Genomic DNA, 16,774 nt, shown 5'->3' with positions numbered 1-16,774 from the left:
AGGACAAGATGATAGAAGTGGTAGATGGGCAACGTCAGCTCAAGGGTTGTAAACGAATCGTTGTTAAAATCGGATCATCTTTACTCACGGCAAATGGGCAAGGTTTAGATTTGGATGCAATTTCGCATTGGGCGGAACAAATTGCAGATCTACACAATGCAGGACACGAGATCATACTCGTGTCTTCAGGTGCTGTGGCTGAAGGGATGGTTCGGATGAAATTGTCGAATCGACCCACTGATTTACCGAGTCTTCAGGCATGTGCTGCTATTGGTCAAATGGGCTTGATTCAAACTTGGTCCAGTGTATTAGAAAATCATTCTATTCAAACGGCTCAAGTTTTATTGACTCATGATGACCTGGCAGACCGTCGTCGTTATTTGAATTCTTGCGATGCTTTGCAGCATTTAATTGACTGGCATGTGATTCCTGTCATTAATGAAAATGACACGGTATCGACTGACGAAATTCGCTTTGGTGATAACGACACCTTGGCCGCTATGGTCGCAGGTCAGGTTCATGCCGATTTGTTGATTATCTTAACCGATCAGCAAGGCATGTTTGATTCTGACCCGCGTTCTAATCCAAATGCAAAACTGTTCCATACGGTTCGTGCATTGGATGAAAGCCTGTTTGATATGGCCGGTGGCGGTGGGAAATTTGGTCGTGGCGGTATGCTAACCAAAGTTCGTGCGGCACGCTTGGCGGCGAAATCAGGTTGTCCAACACTGATCGCCAGTGGTGAAAGTGACAATGTGCTTGCGCGCTTAATGTCTGGTGAATTGCTCGGAACATTGTTTATTACCGACAATGACCGTATTACCGCACATCAGCAATGGTTAGCTGCGCATCTGCAAACTGCAGGCCGTTTAGTCTTGGATGATGGCGCAGTGAAAGCGATTAAAGAAAACCATCGCAGTTTATTGCCTGTTGGGGTAAAAGCGGTGGAAGGTCATTTTGAGCGTGGCGATGTGGTTGAATGTGTTGATTCACAGGGTGGCCGTGTTGCTGTTGGTCGTGTCAACTTTAGTTCTCGTTCAGCTGAAATTGTGAAGGGTTTATCTTCAGATAAAGTGCATCAGGTTTTAGGTGAAGCGCGTTCTTTAGAAATGATTCATCGCAATCATATGGCGATTTATTAGGAAAAACATGCAATAACGGGCAATGAGAAATTCGTTATAAAAGCATTGAAGTATATGGGTTTTTATTGTTTTGAGAGTGTTTTTTAATAACTCGGAAAGACATTGAAGCACCATGCAGAGAGAGGTTAGACTAGAGGTTAATGGTCTAACCTCTTTTTTATTGTCAGGTACTAACCTCTATGCTTACCAAACAACAGATTGATGCTTTAAAGTCGAAGGATAGGCTGTTCAAAACTAGTGACGGCGATATGCTTTATATTTTTACGTCACCGGCCGGTCGTAAGTCTTGGAAGGTGCTTTATACCTTTGAGGGAAAGAAAGGCACTATAACTTTGGGTGAGTACCCGATTGTTTCAATTAAAGACGCGCGGTTGAAGCGGGATGCGATTAAGGCACAGCTTGCCAATGGAATTAACCCCAATCAAGAAAAGAAACTTGCCAAGCAGAAACGACTTGTCAGCATGAGCTTCGGGGAGTTACTTGGGCGATACCTTGAAGTAGTTACACCTACTCACAAAGGCGCAAAACAGGAAAAGAGTGTCATCAATAGTTACATTCGTGATTTTCCCAAGCTGATGCTTAAACCAGTAAGTGAGCTTGATCAATTGGATATGATCGAATTCAGGGATGAAAGGCTAAGGAAGGTTAGTGAATCAACCGTAGCAAGGGATTTAGGGGTTTTAGGTGGAGTATTCCGTTACGCACGACAGGAACTTAGGATCATGTCTAAATCACCATTGACGGATGTAGCCAAACCTCGGCAGGCAGAGAGTAGAGAGAGACGTATTTCTGATGCGGAAATAAATAGAATTTTAGAAGCATTTAGCTATCATCCGACATTTCAGCCAATCAATAAAAAGCAGCAGACCGCGTGGGCATTTTTATTTGCCATCGAAACAGCTATGAGGGCAAGTGAAATAACGGGACTGACTTGGGCCAATGTCTTTGATGACTATGTACTGCTACCGGATACAAAAAACGGCACTTCGAGAAAGGTGCCTCTTTCGACCAAAGCAAAAGAAATGCTAGAGCTAATGCGGGGACTTGATAGCAATACTGTTTGCACCATGACAAGCGCAAATACACTGTCACAGTATTTTTGGCAGGTCGTAACCGAAAAATTAAAAATAGAGAACTTAACTTTTCATGATACACGACACGAAGCTACTACACGTTTGGCGCAAAAGTTACAGTCTCAAGACTTGGCTAAGGTTACAGGACACAAGGACTTAAAAACACTTATGCGGTATTACAACCCGACAGCAACAGAACTGGCAGATAGAATCAACCAAGCCGATGAACCAAACGTAATTAGATTCAAGAAGGCGCAATAAAGCATGACGCACCTTACAATTAAAGAGGCGATTAAAATAATCGAGAGAAAAACTGATCAGACTTTAACGCGCCGTGAAATAGCACAATTATGGACAATGGGGGAGTTGCAAGTATGTTTTAAGCCTAGGACGCACAATTGTTATTTAGGTGTAATTAGCAATCATGAGCGACTGGACTTAATCTCAGAAGCGAAACTGATTGGAATAAGAGATGTGGACTTTAAAAGTGAGCTATACTTGACTCCCTCATATCATCACAAACGTGCCGTATTCGATGCGATTGAAAACAACTACAAAGACCCGATAGAAATGCAGGTTGTGCACAAATTAAGCCACAAACGCAATCAGCTGCTTTTGATGCAAGGAGTCAGCGATCAGTACCTTTATGAGATTGACTCAGAGTATAAGAACGGTTGGCAGATGTTTGATTCGCCTAAATACTTCCTTGAGTTCGAGAGAGAGGAGGGCGCATCGGCATCTTACACAATCACGGCAGATGAGCTGCTAATTACCAGAGATTCGCTGAACGCATACATCGCTAAAACAAAAGCAAAGCCAAAAAAAGAAATAGATAAATATAGCCCCGGGAAAACAAGGGAGCGTGTCGAAGGCTTGGCAAATTATGTCCTTTCGAAAAAAGGTAGTGGGGTGGTGACTAAGGCAAGACTGGCTGCTGCAATCTTTGAGGTGATTAAAGACACAGACCATATTACTAATTTGAAGGGTGACGGAGAAAGAAAAATTAGAGACTGGGTAACAGATTTGAAGGAATGGGGCAAACCTAAGCGACCAACAAATGAGGAAGCAAAACAGACAAAAGCTTTTATTGAGGCTTCCTTTGATCAATGGAAAATAGACGAAATTAATAGGCGAAATTAGATACGAGCGATTTAAGATTCCGTCTAGAAGCGCAATTAAAGCATGTTCATAATCGGAGCATACAAGCCATAGAGACACGATTATGAACATCGCGCAACAACTGCCAAGCCTCCTGCAGGTAAAGCACTTAACATCATCCAAAGCATTGCCACAAAGAACATACACAACTAAAACAGGCGAAAACGCGGGTAAGGTTTGCATTAAGCGTGAGCAGCCCGCACGTAATGGTTTATTGCCAATCACTTCTAAGACTCTATGGACTTGGGTTAGAGAGGGAAAATTCCCAAAGCCAATAAAGATGAACGGGGTGACTGTTTGGAATTCTGCCGATGTTGAGAAATGGCTCGAGCAGCAGGGAGTGAAATGAAATACTTAACACAATGGCAGGCGGCCGAACTTCTCGCAAGCCTTCTAAACGGGGATGCTAAAAAATGGTATGGGTTTTTAGCCAAAAATAGCCGTCACCATGCAGACCAAAGCAACGGCTACAAGATCACAACCCATGTTGTAAATGGAAAATTGACATATACAGAATCAGCCTTGCTTGAGTTCATACGCGTAACCCTGACACCGCATAAGGAAACTATCGAAGTGAACCAACTGCCAAGCCTAAGTGATGAATCCATCAGCGAAATTGCATTAAATATCATTGATGAAAATGATGGCGATTTTGATTTGAAGACAGAGGCGGGTATTGATGAAGCGTGCCGCTTTGCCGTTTATTACTACAAAGTTGCGGGCTTCGAGCTTAAGTGTGTGGATATTAAGCGCGAATTAAACCGAAAAATAAGAGCATTAAAAGAACTTGAATTGATGTAATCGCGGATGAGCACATTAAAAAAGGGGGCACTAAAAATGCTCCCTTTAATTTAGGAGTCAATCAAATTGAAACTAACCCCTAAGCAAGTTGAAATACTAAAAAGAATCGAAAGGGGCAACCTAGACGGCTCATTGATCGACCAGACGCAACTCAGACAATCATTGACCTATACCGCAACGAAGCAAGCTGTCTTGTGTAGTGTTAACCACCTTGCTAAACGCGACTTGATAGAGCGTACGGGGCGCGAATCAAGAAACGGCTCCCTATGTACCACGCTTACTCTTACAAGCAATGGCAAGGCGCTCTTAAACACCTATGCCCCTTCTTTAAAATCAGTTTTGATCGAAGCGGACGAGCAAGACTTCGAACTTGATGAGATATTCATATAAATAAAAACGGCGCTGTGGGCACAAGTCACAACGCCGTCGTACGTCATACAGAGCTTAAAATATGAACGCAATTTACACCCCTAATTATACGACTTCATCCCATCACGTCAATTCGATTTATGAAAGCGAAGCAGAGACATTAAGTAAGCTAGACAGTCTCTATGCTGGGCGCGATTTAGTCGAATCATCTATGAGCAGAGGTTTGTCACTTGGCGGTAATGCTCAAGAAGTATTAGCAGCAAGACTTGATGATGAACTCGACCAATTGCTATTAGAATCATTAGCAGACGAAGGCAACATCATCACCGTATCATCCAAAATATCAGATGAAGACCTAGAGCAACAATTGCAGGGTATGCGCCAACGCTATGTCGACAATGCCAAGCGTGCGGATGAATGGGAAACCGAGATTTATAGCGACATACACAGCTATGACTTTAAAGCGATGGGCATTGAGATCAAGCCAGTCATTGACTTCATGACTTTACAGTTTGAAGTAAACAAACCAACTACGCGCCACTGCATCAAAAAACACTTAACCGAAAAGACTGGCACGCGGTACTACATCGAAAGCGATAAGAGCGGCATTGAGCAATCAGGCAATGTATTCACCATTAAGCAGGTGCATGATGTAAGGTCGAGAAAGGACTTAAAAGCCATCATCCAATGTTTGGAGCGTTACGGCGTGACATACAGCGACATCAAAGTAACTCGCATAGAAGTCTCACTTGATTTCTACAATGCTAAAAGTAAAGCATTGCTGACGGCACTTCATAAGTCACTGGCCTACTTTGAGAACTCGATCAATGAGCGCACATACAAGACTGAAAAGACTTTTACGCCAATTCCCAAGACTCCCATTGACCTCCTAAGGAAGCTTGAGGATGGTTATTGTATCGGGGTGAATCCTGACGGCTCCCTTGCATATCATACCTCGTACCACAAGATGACAGACAGAGGCTTAAACCTTCATGAGAGCGAGCACCGGTCTAGAACAGAAGTGAATTGCGCCGTTTCAGAATTTGGAGTGAATAACAGCCTAAGCAATCTCCCTGAGATCATTCAATGCGCCTTTAATCATTTGAAGTTTACACGGCTCAGTAAGAACGCAACGGCAGACGACAAAAAACTTTATCGGGAATCCGTGGATACATTTGGCAAGCAAACGAAAGAGCACTACAGCAAAAGCAGACACAAGCGCAGCTTTAATCAAACGATCACTAAAAATGGCGAATTAAACAAAGTAATCAGCCGAAAAGTGAGTGACCTCAAGCGGAACTTTAAAGGGTGACTTCGCAAAAAGTACGCACTTTTTAAGATACCCATTTTCGCAATAAGTACGCACTTTTTAGAATGTTGATCTTCGCAATAAGTACGCACTTTTTTTTAGAAGCAAAAACGCCGTAAGGCTTGGCGTGTCATTCCTAGAGGGCAATATTGACGCCGTTGTCTGCCTATTAACTTATATAGCTCTATATACCCATATGGGACTGTGTAATAACAGAGGTAACAACAGTGGTATTGTTTAATCATATTTCGAGAGGGAGAGGAAGTGAGCGAAGCGAACTGACGAACCAATAACAGGATTGATTGATAAAAAATAGGCGAAATTTCTTTAATTCACACCTTTTACTTTTTTGATCGACATAATCAATCAGAATACCATCCCAATTGGTCAATAAATCAAAATGTTAAGTCACCGCTTAACAAACTTTTATTGATAGCATTGATTACAAGACAACCAATGCTCACTTAAACACAAAATTGGAAGCAATCATGACTGTAACGCAATTAACCGAAGAACAATTTATTACCCTAACAGAAGCAGCGGTTAAAGATAACTCTATCAACTCAACTTCAATGACCGTTCTCAACTCAACACAGGGAACAATCATTCAAAGTGCAAGCGGTGAGTATTTGCTAATCAGCGAATAAGCTTTAATCACAAAAGGCGAAGTCCTAGAAAATTCGCCTTTTGCCCAAGGTATAGCGTGTGTAGTGCATGAGCTTATTTTCAACTAACCTTGTCTCACTGGGTATAAGCCGTATCACACTCTCATTTGCGCTGTATTTGATTTTAATTTAAAAGTGTAGTTGGATGTCGGTTTTTGAATTTAAGTGGCGTACGAAGCAAACCAGAATGTAGGAGGTAGCGTTAGATGTTGACTTACACCGAATATCATTCAAATAAAAAAAGTATAGTTCTTATTGTCGGAATGACCTTTATAGTCCGTATTTTGCTAATTTTATAAAAATCTAGAAAGTAAGGTTGAAAATTATTTTTAAATGATAATTTATTGAATATGATACATTACATTAGTTTTTTTGTTTGTGAGCTCCTATGGAAATCCAAAGTATTCATATACAAGGATTTAAAAGCCTCGAAGATGTAATTTTTGAGCCATCTACAGGGTTTTCCTGTCTAGTTGGTTCAAATGGTGCAGGTAAAAGTAATTTTTGTGATGCCTTGTTATTTTTTAAAAATATCATTTTAAATGGGGTATCAAATGCAATTGAAGAGTTTGGTGATAAATCTTTAATTACAGATAAAGATATAACTAGTTTTTCTTTAAAAGTTAAAAATGATCATGATGTTGAATACCGGTATAATTTATCTGTAAATGTTCAAGACGGTAAAATTATAAAAGAAGAACTATCAACAGATCTTATGACAATGTATTCAAGAAAAGTTGATAAAGCAGAAAAAATTAATTTTAGCAAATTTCAAGATATTGTTGCTGAAATGTCTAAATATATGGTCGATGTCGAAGAACTTAAAAAACAAGATTTAAAAAATCTTAAAAAAACAGAACTTAAAAAATATCGGAAAAGTATCACATCTTTAATGGATATGACTCAGAAAATCCAAGAGATTAAAGATGAAGTACCAGATATTTTAAAAGATAATAATTTAGATGAATTGAGCTCAGATAAAACAGGTTTGAGTTCTTATTTTGAAGGTGAGCCAGTATATAGCTTTATTGAAAGCCTTAATGTATATCGAATAAATCCCTTAAGTCCTAAAATCCCTAACAAAATTTTTAATAAATCTAATCTTTTAATTCATGCACAAAATTTATCAACTATTCTTTTAGAAATTCAAAAGGATGAAGATAAATGGGCAGATCTTCATGAACTATTATCTTTAATAGTTCCTAGTATCGATGAAATTGAAGTAAAAAAAGGAGAATTTGAAGACTCTTTAAGCCTTTATTTTAAAGAGAATAATAGACCTCTACCAGCTATCTCTATTTCAGATGGGACTATCTATACATTAGCTATCTTAACTACATTACTTTGGAATGAAGATAAAGCTACTTTAATTATTATTGAAGAGCCAGAAAGAGGTATTCATCCACAGGCAATAGTAGAACTCATCTCATTCATGAAACAAATTATTAGTGAAAAAAGTTTACAAGTAATTGTTACTACACACAGTGAAACTGTTGTTAGAAATTGTGCATTAGAAGAGTTATGGTTAGTTGATAAGATTAATGGAAAAACTCAGTTGAAAAATGCAAAGACAGCGAATCCTCATTTAGAAGAAACATCTTTAGACCAGGCTTGGTTAATGAATTTATTAAATGGTGGTTTACCTTGGTAAAAGTTGGATTTATTGTAGAGGGTGATACAGAAAAAGTTTTAGTTTCATCATTACCTTTTAAAAACTGGATTTCACAATTTAATATAGAAATTATTGACCATATCATTAACGCAAAAGGAGGGGGGAATTTACTGCCTCATAAAATTAACGACATGATTGAAACTTTAAATAATAAAGGTGCTGATCATATTTTTATATTAACAGACTTAGAGGACTATCCATCGATCTCACATGTGAAAGAGCGGATCTCTCACCCTCAAATTAAAGACAGTTTTATAACTATAGTTGCAACAGAATCATGGTTTCTTGCATGTTCTACTGCTCTAGGTTTTTGGTTGGAAAAAGATACTCAATACTATGTAGAAGATCCAGAGAGCAAAGGTATAGAAAAACCTTTTGAAAGGATTAAAGCTCTAGGATTACAAGAAAAAAAGCGCGGCTGTAGAAATAAAATAACCTTAGCAAAAGATATGGTGCAACGCTGTGGGTTTTCTTTTGAGGAAATACTCGCACATCCTAATTGCTCATCTATAAAATATATAGAATCTATTTTAAAAACTTTACATCCATAATCACTGCACTTGTATTTATTAAGACACCTTCTTGGTGTCTTTTTATTAAAAACTATCATATTTAGTTTTATATTAAAACAAGAATACGCACCTTTAACCGCCTCTACAGGCCTTCCAGTAAGTATAAGAAAACAAGCGTATAATCATTTGTTTATCAGCCTTGCTTTTCTCAACTGGTGTATTAAATGCAGTATCAATCATTGATACTGCCACTTTAAAGTTTTGAGTATTCTTTTTCTCATCTAAAATGACCCGCTTTGAAACGTCCATTAATTGCTGCTTTGTCTTGGTCTGATACTGCCTAGCTGCCATAACCGACTCTGCAAAATCCCCGTAAGTGTCGCAATCATCAGCGAAGCTTAAAGTTGGCAGTACACAATATAAAAAAACTAGTGCTTTTAACTTCATATTTTAACGTCCATGTCATTATCGTTAGTATAAATTTTCTTGAGCTATCGCCGAGTCTATACAAAAATTATTTGAATATCTTTAGGAAAATAAAATTATGAACTAAGCCGATCATAAGTTTTAGTTTTAATACAAAATGAAACGGCAATAAAATTAAGGCGTAGAGGTTATTAGGGAGGTTAGGTGGGATTTTATAAATTTTATAATTTAAAAAACAATTACTTATTCCAATGTTTAACCGCAATCATATGGCGATCTATTAAGAGCTTACGTATTAAAAAAATCCCGCTTAAGAGCGGGATTTTTTTATGTGTTAATTTTCTGAAATTTAAAAAGGGAAGTCTTTTCCCTTGCGAACTCAGTATATATTCTGAGGATTCTTATCTCCTGGAAGGAGAGGGAACTTCCCTCAAGAAAATAAATACTTCTTAGAAAAACTGTTCTCTTGTTGAAAAGGAGAGGAAGCTATAAAGTCTTATTTAAACTGAATCGTACCATTGGCGTTCACGGTAATTTTAGATTCACCCGCTGCTACATCTTGAGCATCGACAGCTTCAGCACCTGAAAATTTTGCCATGTTGGCACGCATCATGACCGGTTGAGGGTACTGACCGCTGGTATTCAAATTAAGATTCACCAGGTTATAACCCGATTTACTCCATGCCTGACTCAGTATTTGTGCACGTTGCTGGAAGTTTTTTGAAGCTTCAACCATCAGCTCATTCTCAACTTTTTTACGTTGCGCATCTGAAACGTTAAAGTTAATCGATTGAGTCTGGAAGTTTTGTTGAAGTTCACCGATCAATTGGCTCGCGGCTTTAAAGTCAGTACTTTCAATTTGAATTTCTGCACGACCACGCCATTCTTTTAACTTGCGGCTATCATTGTCATAAATGGGATAAGTGGTCTGTGAACCTGTTTCTACTTTAACCTGTGGATATTTCTTGGCTAAAGCCATGGCTTGATTCATTAATTGCGTGATTTGTGACGCAAGTTCAGCAGGTTGTTTATTGCTCTTTTCAATGTATAAAACAGCATGCATTTCATCATTCGACACTTGGCGTGCAGCTTCTGCTTGTACATTAACGACGTTGTAATTAAGTTGTTCATTTTGTTGAGCAAAGGCAGTTGCACTGAAAGCAGAGGCTAAAACCAGAGTGGAGAGAGTTAAATAACGCATTTTTTTGACCTATTTTTGTAAGTGAAATTTGAATCTATACTGATGATATTAAAGTGTGTTTATGGTGAATTTTAGTAGAGTTTGTGGTGGGATTGTAAAAACAAGCTCAAAAAACAACCTCTATTTTTATTTATGAAATTTAAGAAAAATTATGCACTTATAACTTAATTTGCAAGCAGTTTTACTTTATTACACGACTTTACCAATAAAAGCATAAGAAATTGAGGTTTTCTTTCCCCTGTCACAATGTAAGATGATAATTCAACCTCTAGATTAGCTTGATATTTTTTTTGATGAATTAGGACGGATAAAGTGCCGAAAGTTGTTTATTTTTTATAAAAATTCGGTATCATCCGCCCTCTAGTTATGACAAATAAATTGAAGTCTAACTAGAACTATAAAGCACCGAGTCAAAAGACCGCAAGTCACCCGACTTATTTCTTTTAACCCATATCAGAGATGGTAATTCGATATGAGCGTTTCTTCTGTAAATCCTGCCCCTAAGTCTACTAACGAATACTATTTGACTCGCCAAAGCCAGATGGAATCCAATGTTCGTAGCTATCCACGTAAATTACCGTTAGCGATAGCAAAAGCCTTAGGCTGCTGGGTTACTGATGTTGAAGGTACAGAGTACCTCGATTGTTTAGCTGGGGCAGGGACATTGGCTTTAGGCCATAATCACCCTGCGGTCATCCAAAGTATTCAAGACACTTTAGCAAGTGGCTTGCCATTACATACTTTAGATTTAACAACGCCTTTAAAAGATGCTTTTACTGAAGCACTACTTGAGCAATTACCTGGTGGTAAAGCTGAGTATTGTCTACAGTTCTGTGGTCCGTCTGGTGCAGATGGTACAGAAGCAGCAATTAAATTAGCAAAAACCTACACAGGTCGTAGTACTGTGATCAGCTTCTCCGGTGGCTATCATGGGATGACGCATGGCGCTTTAGCCATGACAGGTAACTTGTCTGCTAAAAATGCGGTGAATGGCTTAATGCCAGGCGTACAGTTTATGCCATATCCGCATGAATATCGTTGCCCATTGGGTCTTGGCGGTGAAGCAGGTGTAGATGCTTTGACTTACTTCTTCGAAAACTTTATTGAAGATGTAGAAAGTGGTGTAACAAAACCTGCTGCAGTCATTCTTGAAGCGATTCAAGGTGAAGGTGGTGTTGTTACCGCGCCAACCAAATGGTTGAAGAAAATCCGTGAAGTGACTGAAAAACACAACATCGTGCTTATTCTTGATGAAGTTCAAGCCGGTTTTGCCCGTTCAGGCAAAATGTTTGCTTTTGAGCATGCAGGGATCGAGCCAGATGTCATCGTGATGTCAAAAGCAGTAGGTGGTAGCTTGCCGCTTGCAGTGCTTGGTATTAAACGTAAGTTTGATGCTTGGCAGCCTGCTGGTCACACCGGTACTTTCCGTGGTAACCAATTGGCGATGGGTACTGGTCTTGCAACAATCAAAACCATTAAAGAACAAAATCTTGCGCAAAATGCACAAGAACGTGGTGATTTCCTGCAAGCTGAATTGAAAAAACTGGCAGTTGAATTCCCATGTATCGGTAACGTACGTGGCCGTGGTTTGATGATTGGTGTTGAAATCGTAGATGAACGCCAAAAAGCAGATCACATGGGTTCATTACCAGGTGATTCTCAATTGGCTGCTGCGATTCAAACTGCATGTTTCGACAACAAATTGTTGTTAGAAAAAGGTGGTCGTAACGGTACAGTGATTCGTTTACTTTGCCCACTCATCATCACGCATGACGAATGTGTTGAAGCGATTGCTCGCTTTAAGAAAGCAATTGCTGAAGCGCTTATTGCTACTCGAGGCGCATAATACATGGTAGATTTTGCAGAACACCGTAAAGCGTTATTCTGCAATGATGCAGGTTCCATTGCTGACTATCAGTCAGCAATGGACGAAGCGGTAAAAGCCGTTTCAGCATGGTTGCAAAACGACAAAATGTACACTGGCGGCAGCATTAAAGAGCTACGCAGTGCAATTGCATTTCATCCTTCAAAAGAAGGCATGGGCTTACATAAATCTCTTGAGCGTATGGTTGAGCTTTTCTTAAATAAAAGCTTGAAAGTACATCATCCGAATTCACTTGCGCATTTGCATTGCCCGACTATGGTCGCTAGCCAAATTGCAGAAGTGTTGATTAATGCAACCAACCAGTCTATGGACTCATGGGATCAAAGTCCTGCAGGTTCATTGATGGAAGTTCAGCTTATTGACTGGCTACGTCAAAAAGTCGGTTATGGTGCAGGTCAGGCAGGTGTATTCACCTCTGGCGGTACGCAATCGAACTTGATGGGTGTATTGCTTGCGCGTGATGCTTGCATCTCGAAAAACTGGAAAGACGAAAACGGTAATCCGTGGTCTGTACAGCGTGATGGGATTCCTGCGGATGCTATGCGTAATGTCAAAGTGATTTGTTCTGAAAATGCACATTTCTCTGTGCAAAAGAACATGGCGATGATGGGCATGGGTTTCCAGTCTGTGGTGACTGTTCCAGTGAACAAAAACGCACGGATGGATGTTGTTGCTCTCGAGCAAACCATGGCACAGCTACAAGCGGAAGGCAAAATTGTTGCATGTGTGGTTGCGACCGCAGGTACAACTGATGCCGGTGCGATCGATCCATTAAAAGCGATTCGTGACATCACTAACAAGTATGGCGCGTGGATGCACATCGACGCAGCATGGGGTGGGGCACTGATTCTTTCGAATGAGTTTCGTTCAATGCTCGATGGTATCGAGTTGTCTGATTCAGTAACTTTGGACTTCCATAAGCATTATTTCCAAACCATTTCTTGTGGCGCATTCTTGTTGAAAGACGAAGCGAACTACCGTTTCATGCATTATGAAGCTGAGTACTTAAACTCTGCTTATGATGAAGAGCATGGTGTTCCAAACTTGGTGTCTAAATCATTACAAACAACCCGTCGTTTTGATGCGTTGAAATTGTGGATGACGGTTGAGGCACTCGGTGAAGAGCTTTATGGTTCGATGATCGACCATGGTGTGAAGTTGACCCGCGAAGTGGCTGACTACATCAATGCAACTGCTGGTTTAGAGATGCTGGTTGATCCGCAATTTGCTTCTGTATTGTTCCGTGTGATTCCTGAAGGCTACCCAACAGAATTTCTTGATACACTCAACCAGAACGTTGCAGATGAATTGTTTGCACGTGGTGAAGCGAATATTGGGGTAACTAAAGTGGGTGATCTTCAATCATTGAAGATGACTACACTTAGCCCTATTGCAACTTTAGATAACGTGAAGAATCTTTTACGCTTAGTGCTAGAAGAAGCTGATCGTATCAAAGGTCCAATTCAAGCCGGTACATATAAACCTGCCATCGACTAATCGATGTAGTAGTTTATTGTATTAAAGAAAAGGAGATCAATTGATCTCCTTTTCTTATATTTAGATGATTTAACCGTAAATCTTATGGTTGAAGTTTGATTAGCAAAGTTGAAGATCATTTACTTTTCAGGGATGAGGAATATATTACCGCAAGGTAACAAAAATCCTTTGTTGGGTGGGAGGTTCGTCCTTAAAACCTCCACCCAACAGCGGCATCCATGCCGCCTGCTTCGATTGCAGACATCGAGGAGGAATTCATTTTTTGAAAACAAGGAATCTATTTTTAGATAAATATTATGCTGCAAATAGCGGACTAAACCCCATCTTTCTTAGCAATTTTCGATACATACTTGAACTGCGATCTGCTGGAAAGTGAGCTTCTAATGATAAATCCAGTGGCAAATATTCAGGCTTTTGATTTTCTACAATCAAGCGATCTTCCTCAAAAATTTTTAAATTAAACTCGTAAGCATCTTCAACCGGTAAGTCTTTGTCATAATTACGGCAAATCGGTGCAAATAGCCGCGTAGAACGCGCTGTCATCGGAGATGCAGCATTCATAATGACTTGTCGTGCATCGTTGGGAAAATGAATGGTTAAAGTTGCGGTAAATGGCAAACTAATTTCAAAATGTCTAAGCCATTTGAAATCTTGCTGACCACGTTGATCTAGTCCAATCGGATAACGTCCAACACCACTGATATAATCTGCAGAAAAGCCATAACCGGTTTCAGTCGTTGTATAGTCAGGTACTTCTACATTCTCCGGATCGCCAAAAGTATCCGGATGCACCCAGGCAAAATGAGCCACGTCAATAAAGCCTTCGAGCTGTCTTCCTGCAAAGCAGTTAATGTCTACTTTAGGGCAGACCAGTTGTTGGTATTCAGCATCATCCCAAAAGGGCATGACTGGAATATTGGGTTCAGCATCTTTTGCCGTAGTCAGCGAACACCAAATCAAACCATAGCGTTCCACCGCAGCATACGTTTTTAGATTAAAGCGATCTGAAATCTTATGCTGCGGATGTGCGGGAATGCGGTTACATTTGCCTTGCTCACCAAATCGTAAACCATGATAACGACAGACTACGCCTTGACCATCATTTTTTCCCAAGCTTAAAGGGATACCCCGATGAGGACAGGCATCTTTAGCCACAATTAGATTTTCACCCATTTTATAAATCACAAGGGGCATATCTAGCAGCATTGTGCCTGTTGGCTGATCGGTAATATCACGGGCAAGGGCAATCGGATACCAATGTTGCGCTAATAAATGCCAGTCATGTTCCTCAAATGTCATATGTACGGGTAAATCAGGATTAAAAGTGGCAATATTTATACTATTCATAACTGAATCTTTTTTCTTGATCTTGAGTTTGAATATAAAACAGCGCCACATTCTATGAAATTTCAATTAACTTGATCGTTGATTGCAAAAATTAGAACAGTAAGGCGATGGTGAAAATAAAATGAGTGAAATGAACATACGTCATCCTGCTTTATTGGGATAGGTATATATACATTTGCAACTGAATAAGGTCATTCTAGTATCATTAAAAGAGCTTTTTTTAGACCATTCTTTTGTCAGTAAAAAATTGAATTAGATGCCAGTTTTGAGTTCAAAAAATAAAATAGATATGAAGTAAATCGATCAAAATGATGAGACACATAAATCGATGATGAAATAATAAGCAATGATTTTTAATGACAGTAAATGAATTATTACAATTGTAATGCTGCAAAAATAAAAATTTTATCAGATTAAATCTAATGTTATTTATTGATTTATATGAATTTATAATTATAAAAAAACAGCTGTTTTAATTATCATTAAAACGTCACATAGCTGTAACTTCTTTGTCATATTATAAAATCAAAATGCAACTATCGAAAAAGTACAAAACTTTATAAAAAAGTAGCGTACTTCAAAATTGCATCTAATGAAGAGAGAAAAGAATGCGCTTAAATCACATCGCACTTGCTTTAGCAGTTTCAGGGGCAGCTGTAGCAACAACAGCAAATGCAGCTCGTGACACCATCCAGATCGCTGGTTCTTCAACTGTTCTACCTTATGCAAGTATTGTAGCAGAAGAATTTGGTAACACTTTTCCACAGTTTAAAACACCTGTTGTAGGTTCTGGTGGTACATCGGGCGGTTTGAAGCAATTCTGTCAAGGCGTGGGTGATAACACCATCGACATCGCCAATGCATCTCGTAAAATTAAAGATTCTGAATTAGCTGCATGTAAAAAAGCAGGCGTGAATCAAGTGATTGAAATTAAAGTGGGTTATGACGGTATTGTATTTGCGTCTAATTCAAAGAAAGCCTCTTATAAATTACGTCCACAACATGTATTTGCAGCGCTTGCAGCAGAATTACCTTCGAATGGTAAATTGGTTGCAAACCCGTATACACGTTGGAACCAAATTGACAAATCACTTCCAAATGAACCAATTACATTGGTGATTCCAGCATCTAACCATGGTACACGTGAAGTGTTCCAGGAAAAAATGGTTGAAGCAGGTTGTGAATCTTACGCATATTTCAAAAATTTAGATAAAGATGCACAGAAGAAAGCATGTTCTACTTTCCGTAAAGACGGCAAAGTGATTGAAATTGCAGGCGACTATACAGAAACACTGGCACGTTTAAAAACTTCACCAAGTGCAGTTGGCGTATTTGGTCTAGGTTTCTATGATCAAAACCGTGACAAATTACGCGTAGCGACAGTAAACAACGTTGTGCCATCAGAAAAAACGATTCTGAATGGTTCTTACCCAGTATCACGTCCATTGTACTTCTACGTGAAAGGTGAGCACCTTAAATCAATCAAAGGCTTACAACAATATTCTGAATACTTCTTAAGTAAGAAAGTTTCAGGTAAAGGTTCTAAGCTGGAAAAAGCGGGTTTGATTTCAATGTCTGATAAAGAACGCGCAAACACTCTTGCAGCTTTGAAAGCTGGTAAAGCGGTTAAGTAATTAGGATGAACGAGCTGGTGCTAGATAATTTCTAGCATCAGCTTTTTTGCAAAGACAAGGTTTTTTCAAAGCATGAAAATTGA

Annotated in this window: 16 protein-coding genes; 13 read left to right on the top strand and 3 right to left on the bottom strand. The window is 39.3% G+C overall.

Annotated features, from left to right (window positions below; translation table 11 throughout):
* Nucleotides 1-8: 8 nt before the first annotated feature.
* The 10 genes from proB (at nt 9) to HLH14_RS04475 (ending at nt 8,740) form a co-directional block, all read left to right on the top strand.
* The gene (gene proB / locus HLH14_RS04520) at nt 9-1,142 is read left to right on the top strand and encodes a glutamate 5-kinase (RefSeq protein WP_067725056.1); all 1,134 of its coding nucleotides are present in this window, start codon (nt 9-11) and stop codon (nt 1,140-1,142) included.
* A gap of 179 nt (nt 1,143-1,321) precedes the next feature.
* Nucleotides 1,322-2,476 (top strand): tyrosine-type recombinase/integrase, encoded by a 1,155-nt coding sequence (locus HLH14_RS04515; protein ID WP_171532762.1) that lies wholly within the window; start codon nt 1,322-1,324, stop codon nt 2,474-2,476.
* Between the two features lie 3 nt (nt 2,477-2,479).
* Entirely contained in the window at nt 2,480-3,355 is an 876-nt protein-coding gene (locus HLH14_RS04510; RefSeq protein ID WP_171532761.1) for a hypothetical protein, read from the top strand.
* Between the two features lie 82 nt (nt 3,356-3,437).
* Nucleotides 3,438-3,722, top strand: a complete 285-nt coding sequence (locus tag HLH14_RS04505) for a helix-turn-helix transcriptional regulator (RefSeq protein ID WP_171532760.1) — start codon at nt 3,438-3,440, stop codon at nt 3,720-3,722.
* Nucleotides 3,719-4,174: a hypothetical protein gene (locus tag HLH14_RS04500; RefSeq protein ID WP_171532759.1), complete on the top strand. Its 456-nt coding sequence runs from the start codon at nt 3,719-3,721 to the stop codon at nt 4,172-4,174. The genes HLH14_RS04505 and HLH14_RS04500 overlap by 4 nt, the downstream gene beginning before the upstream one ends.
* Before the next feature lie 66 nt (nt 4,175-4,240).
* On the top strand, nt 4,241-4,564 hold the full coding sequence (locus HLH14_RS04495; RefSeq protein WP_171532758.1) for a hypothetical protein: 324 nt from the start codon (nt 4,241-4,243) through the stop codon (nt 4,562-4,564).
* Nucleotides 4,565-4,625: 61 nt separating this feature from the next.
* Nucleotides 4,626-5,855, top strand: a complete 1,230-nt coding sequence (locus tag HLH14_RS04490) for a hypothetical protein (RefSeq protein ID WP_171532757.1) — start codon at nt 4,626-4,628, stop codon at nt 5,853-5,855.
* A 485-nt stretch (nt 5,856-6,340) separates the two neighbouring features.
* Nucleotides 6,341-6,499 carry a hypothetical protein gene (locus HLH14_RS04485; protein ID WP_171532756.1) on the top strand — a complete coding sequence of 53 codons (159 nt, stop codon included), beginning with the start codon at nt 6,341-6,343 and terminating at the stop codon, nt 6,497-6,499.
* A gap of 406 nt (nt 6,500-6,905) precedes the next feature.
* Nucleotides 6,906-8,168 (top strand): AAA family ATPase, encoded by a 1,263-nt coding sequence (locus HLH14_RS04480; RefSeq protein WP_171532755.1) that lies wholly within the window; start codon nt 6,906-6,908, stop codon nt 8,166-8,168.
* Entirely contained in the window at nt 8,162-8,740 is a 579-nt protein-coding gene (locus tag HLH14_RS04475; RefSeq protein WP_235940463.1) for a hypothetical protein, read from the top strand. The genes HLH14_RS04480 and HLH14_RS04475 overlap by 7 nt, the downstream gene beginning before the upstream one ends.
* Nucleotides 8,741-8,833: 93 nt before the next feature.
* Here HLH14_RS04475 and HLH14_RS04470 read toward each other — a convergent pair whose 3' ends face one another.
* A complete protein-coding gene (locus tag HLH14_RS04470; RefSeq protein ID WP_171532753.1) occupies nt 8,834-9,148 on the bottom strand; it encodes a hypothetical protein in 315 nt (104 codons plus the stop codon).
* 475 nt (nt 9,149-9,623) lie between these two features.
* Nucleotides 9,624-10,328, bottom strand: a complete 705-nt coding sequence (locus tag HLH14_RS04465) for an SIMPL domain-containing protein (protein WP_067725058.1) — start codon at nt 10,326-10,328, stop codon at nt 9,624-9,626.
* A gap of 472 nt (nt 10,329-10,800) precedes the next feature.
* Between HLH14_RS04465 and HLH14_RS04460 the strand changes: the two genes are divergently transcribed.
* Nucleotides 10,801-12,174 carry a diaminobutyrate--2-oxoglutarate transaminase gene (locus HLH14_RS04460; RefSeq protein ID WP_067725060.1) on the top strand — a complete coding sequence of 458 codons (1,374 nt, stop codon included), beginning with the start codon at nt 10,801-10,803 and terminating at the stop codon, nt 12,172-12,174.
* Between the two features lie 3 nt (nt 12,175-12,177).
* On the top strand, nt 12,178-13,710 hold the full coding sequence (locus tag HLH14_RS04455) for a pyridoxal phosphate-dependent decarboxylase family protein (protein ID WP_171532752.1): 1,533 nt from the start codon (nt 12,178-12,180) through the stop codon (nt 13,708-13,710).
* Nucleotides 13,711-14,004: 294 nt separating this feature from the next.
* On the opposite strand, the gene HLH14_RS04450 is transcribed toward HLH14_RS04455, so the two are convergent.
* On the bottom strand, nt 14,005-15,057 hold the full coding sequence (locus HLH14_RS04450; protein WP_067725064.1) for an aromatic ring-hydroxylating oxygenase subunit alpha: 1,053 nt from the start codon (nt 15,055-15,057) through the stop codon (nt 14,005-14,007).
* Between the two features lie 608 nt (nt 15,058-15,665).
* On the opposite strand from HLH14_RS04450, the gene HLH14_RS04445 reads away from it, so the two are divergent.
* Nucleotides 15,666-16,691: a substrate-binding domain-containing protein gene (locus HLH14_RS04445; RefSeq protein WP_067725066.1), complete on the top strand. Its 1,026-nt coding sequence runs from the start codon at nt 15,666-15,668 to the stop codon at nt 16,689-16,691.
* Nucleotides 16,692-16,774 lie beyond the last annotated feature (83 nt).

The sequence above is a fragment of the Acinetobacter terrae genome (assembly GCF_013004375.1).
GTDB lineage: Bacteria > Pseudomonadota > Gammaproteobacteria > Pseudomonadales > Moraxellaceae > Acinetobacter > Acinetobacter terrae.
Note: the sequence above shows the minus strand (reverse complement) of the source record. Positions and strands in the feature narration are given on the sequence as shown.

Coding starts and splice junctions, on each gene's coding strand:
- proB (WP_067725056.1), top strand. CDS start 9: ATGATAGAAGTGGTAGATGGGCAACGTCAGCTCAAGGGTTGTAAACGA.
- HLH14_RS04490 (WP_171532757.1), top strand. CDS start 4,626: ATGAACGCAATTTACACCCCTAATTATACGACTTCATCCCATCACGTC.
- HLH14_RS04510 (WP_171532761.1), top strand. CDS start 2,480: ATGACGCACCTTACAATTAAAGAGGCGATTAAAATAATCGAGAGAAAA.
- HLH14_RS04480 (WP_171532755.1), top strand. CDS start 6,906: ATGGAAATCCAAAGTATTCATATACAAGGATTTAAAAGCCTCGAAGAT.
- HLH14_RS04460 (WP_067725060.1), top strand. CDS start 10,801: ATGAGCGTTTCTTCTGTAAATCCTGCCCCTAAGTCTACTAACGAATAC.
- HLH14_RS04515 (WP_171532762.1), top strand. CDS start 1,322: ATGCTTACCAAACAACAGATTGATGCTTTAAAGTCGAAGGATAGGCTG.
- HLH14_RS04470 (WP_171532753.1), bottom strand. CDS start 9,148: ATGAAGTTAAAAGCACTAGTTTTTTTATATTGTGTACTGCCAACTTTA.
- HLH14_RS04500 (WP_171532759.1), top strand. CDS start 3,719: ATGAAATACTTAACACAATGGCAGGCGGCCGAACTTCTCGCAAGCCTT.
- HLH14_RS04505 (WP_171532760.1), top strand. CDS start 3,438: ATGAACATCGCGCAACAACTGCCAAGCCTCCTGCAGGTAAAGCACTTA.
- HLH14_RS04450 (WP_067725064.1), bottom strand. CDS start 15,057: ATGAATAGTATAAATATTGCCACTTTTAATCCTGATTTACCCGTACAT.
- HLH14_RS04465 (WP_067725058.1), bottom strand. CDS start 10,328: ATGCGTTATTTAACTCTCTCCACTCTGGTTTTAGCCTCTGCTTTCAGT.
- HLH14_RS04485 (WP_171532756.1), top strand. CDS start 6,341: ATGACTGTAACGCAATTAACCGAAGAACAATTTATTACCCTAACAGAA.
- HLH14_RS04455 (WP_171532752.1), top strand. CDS start 12,178: ATGGTAGATTTTGCAGAACACCGTAAAGCGTTATTCTGCAATGATGCA.
- HLH14_RS04445 (WP_067725066.1), top strand. CDS start 15,666: ATGCGCTTAAATCACATCGCACTTGCTTTAGCAGTTTCAGGGGCAGCT.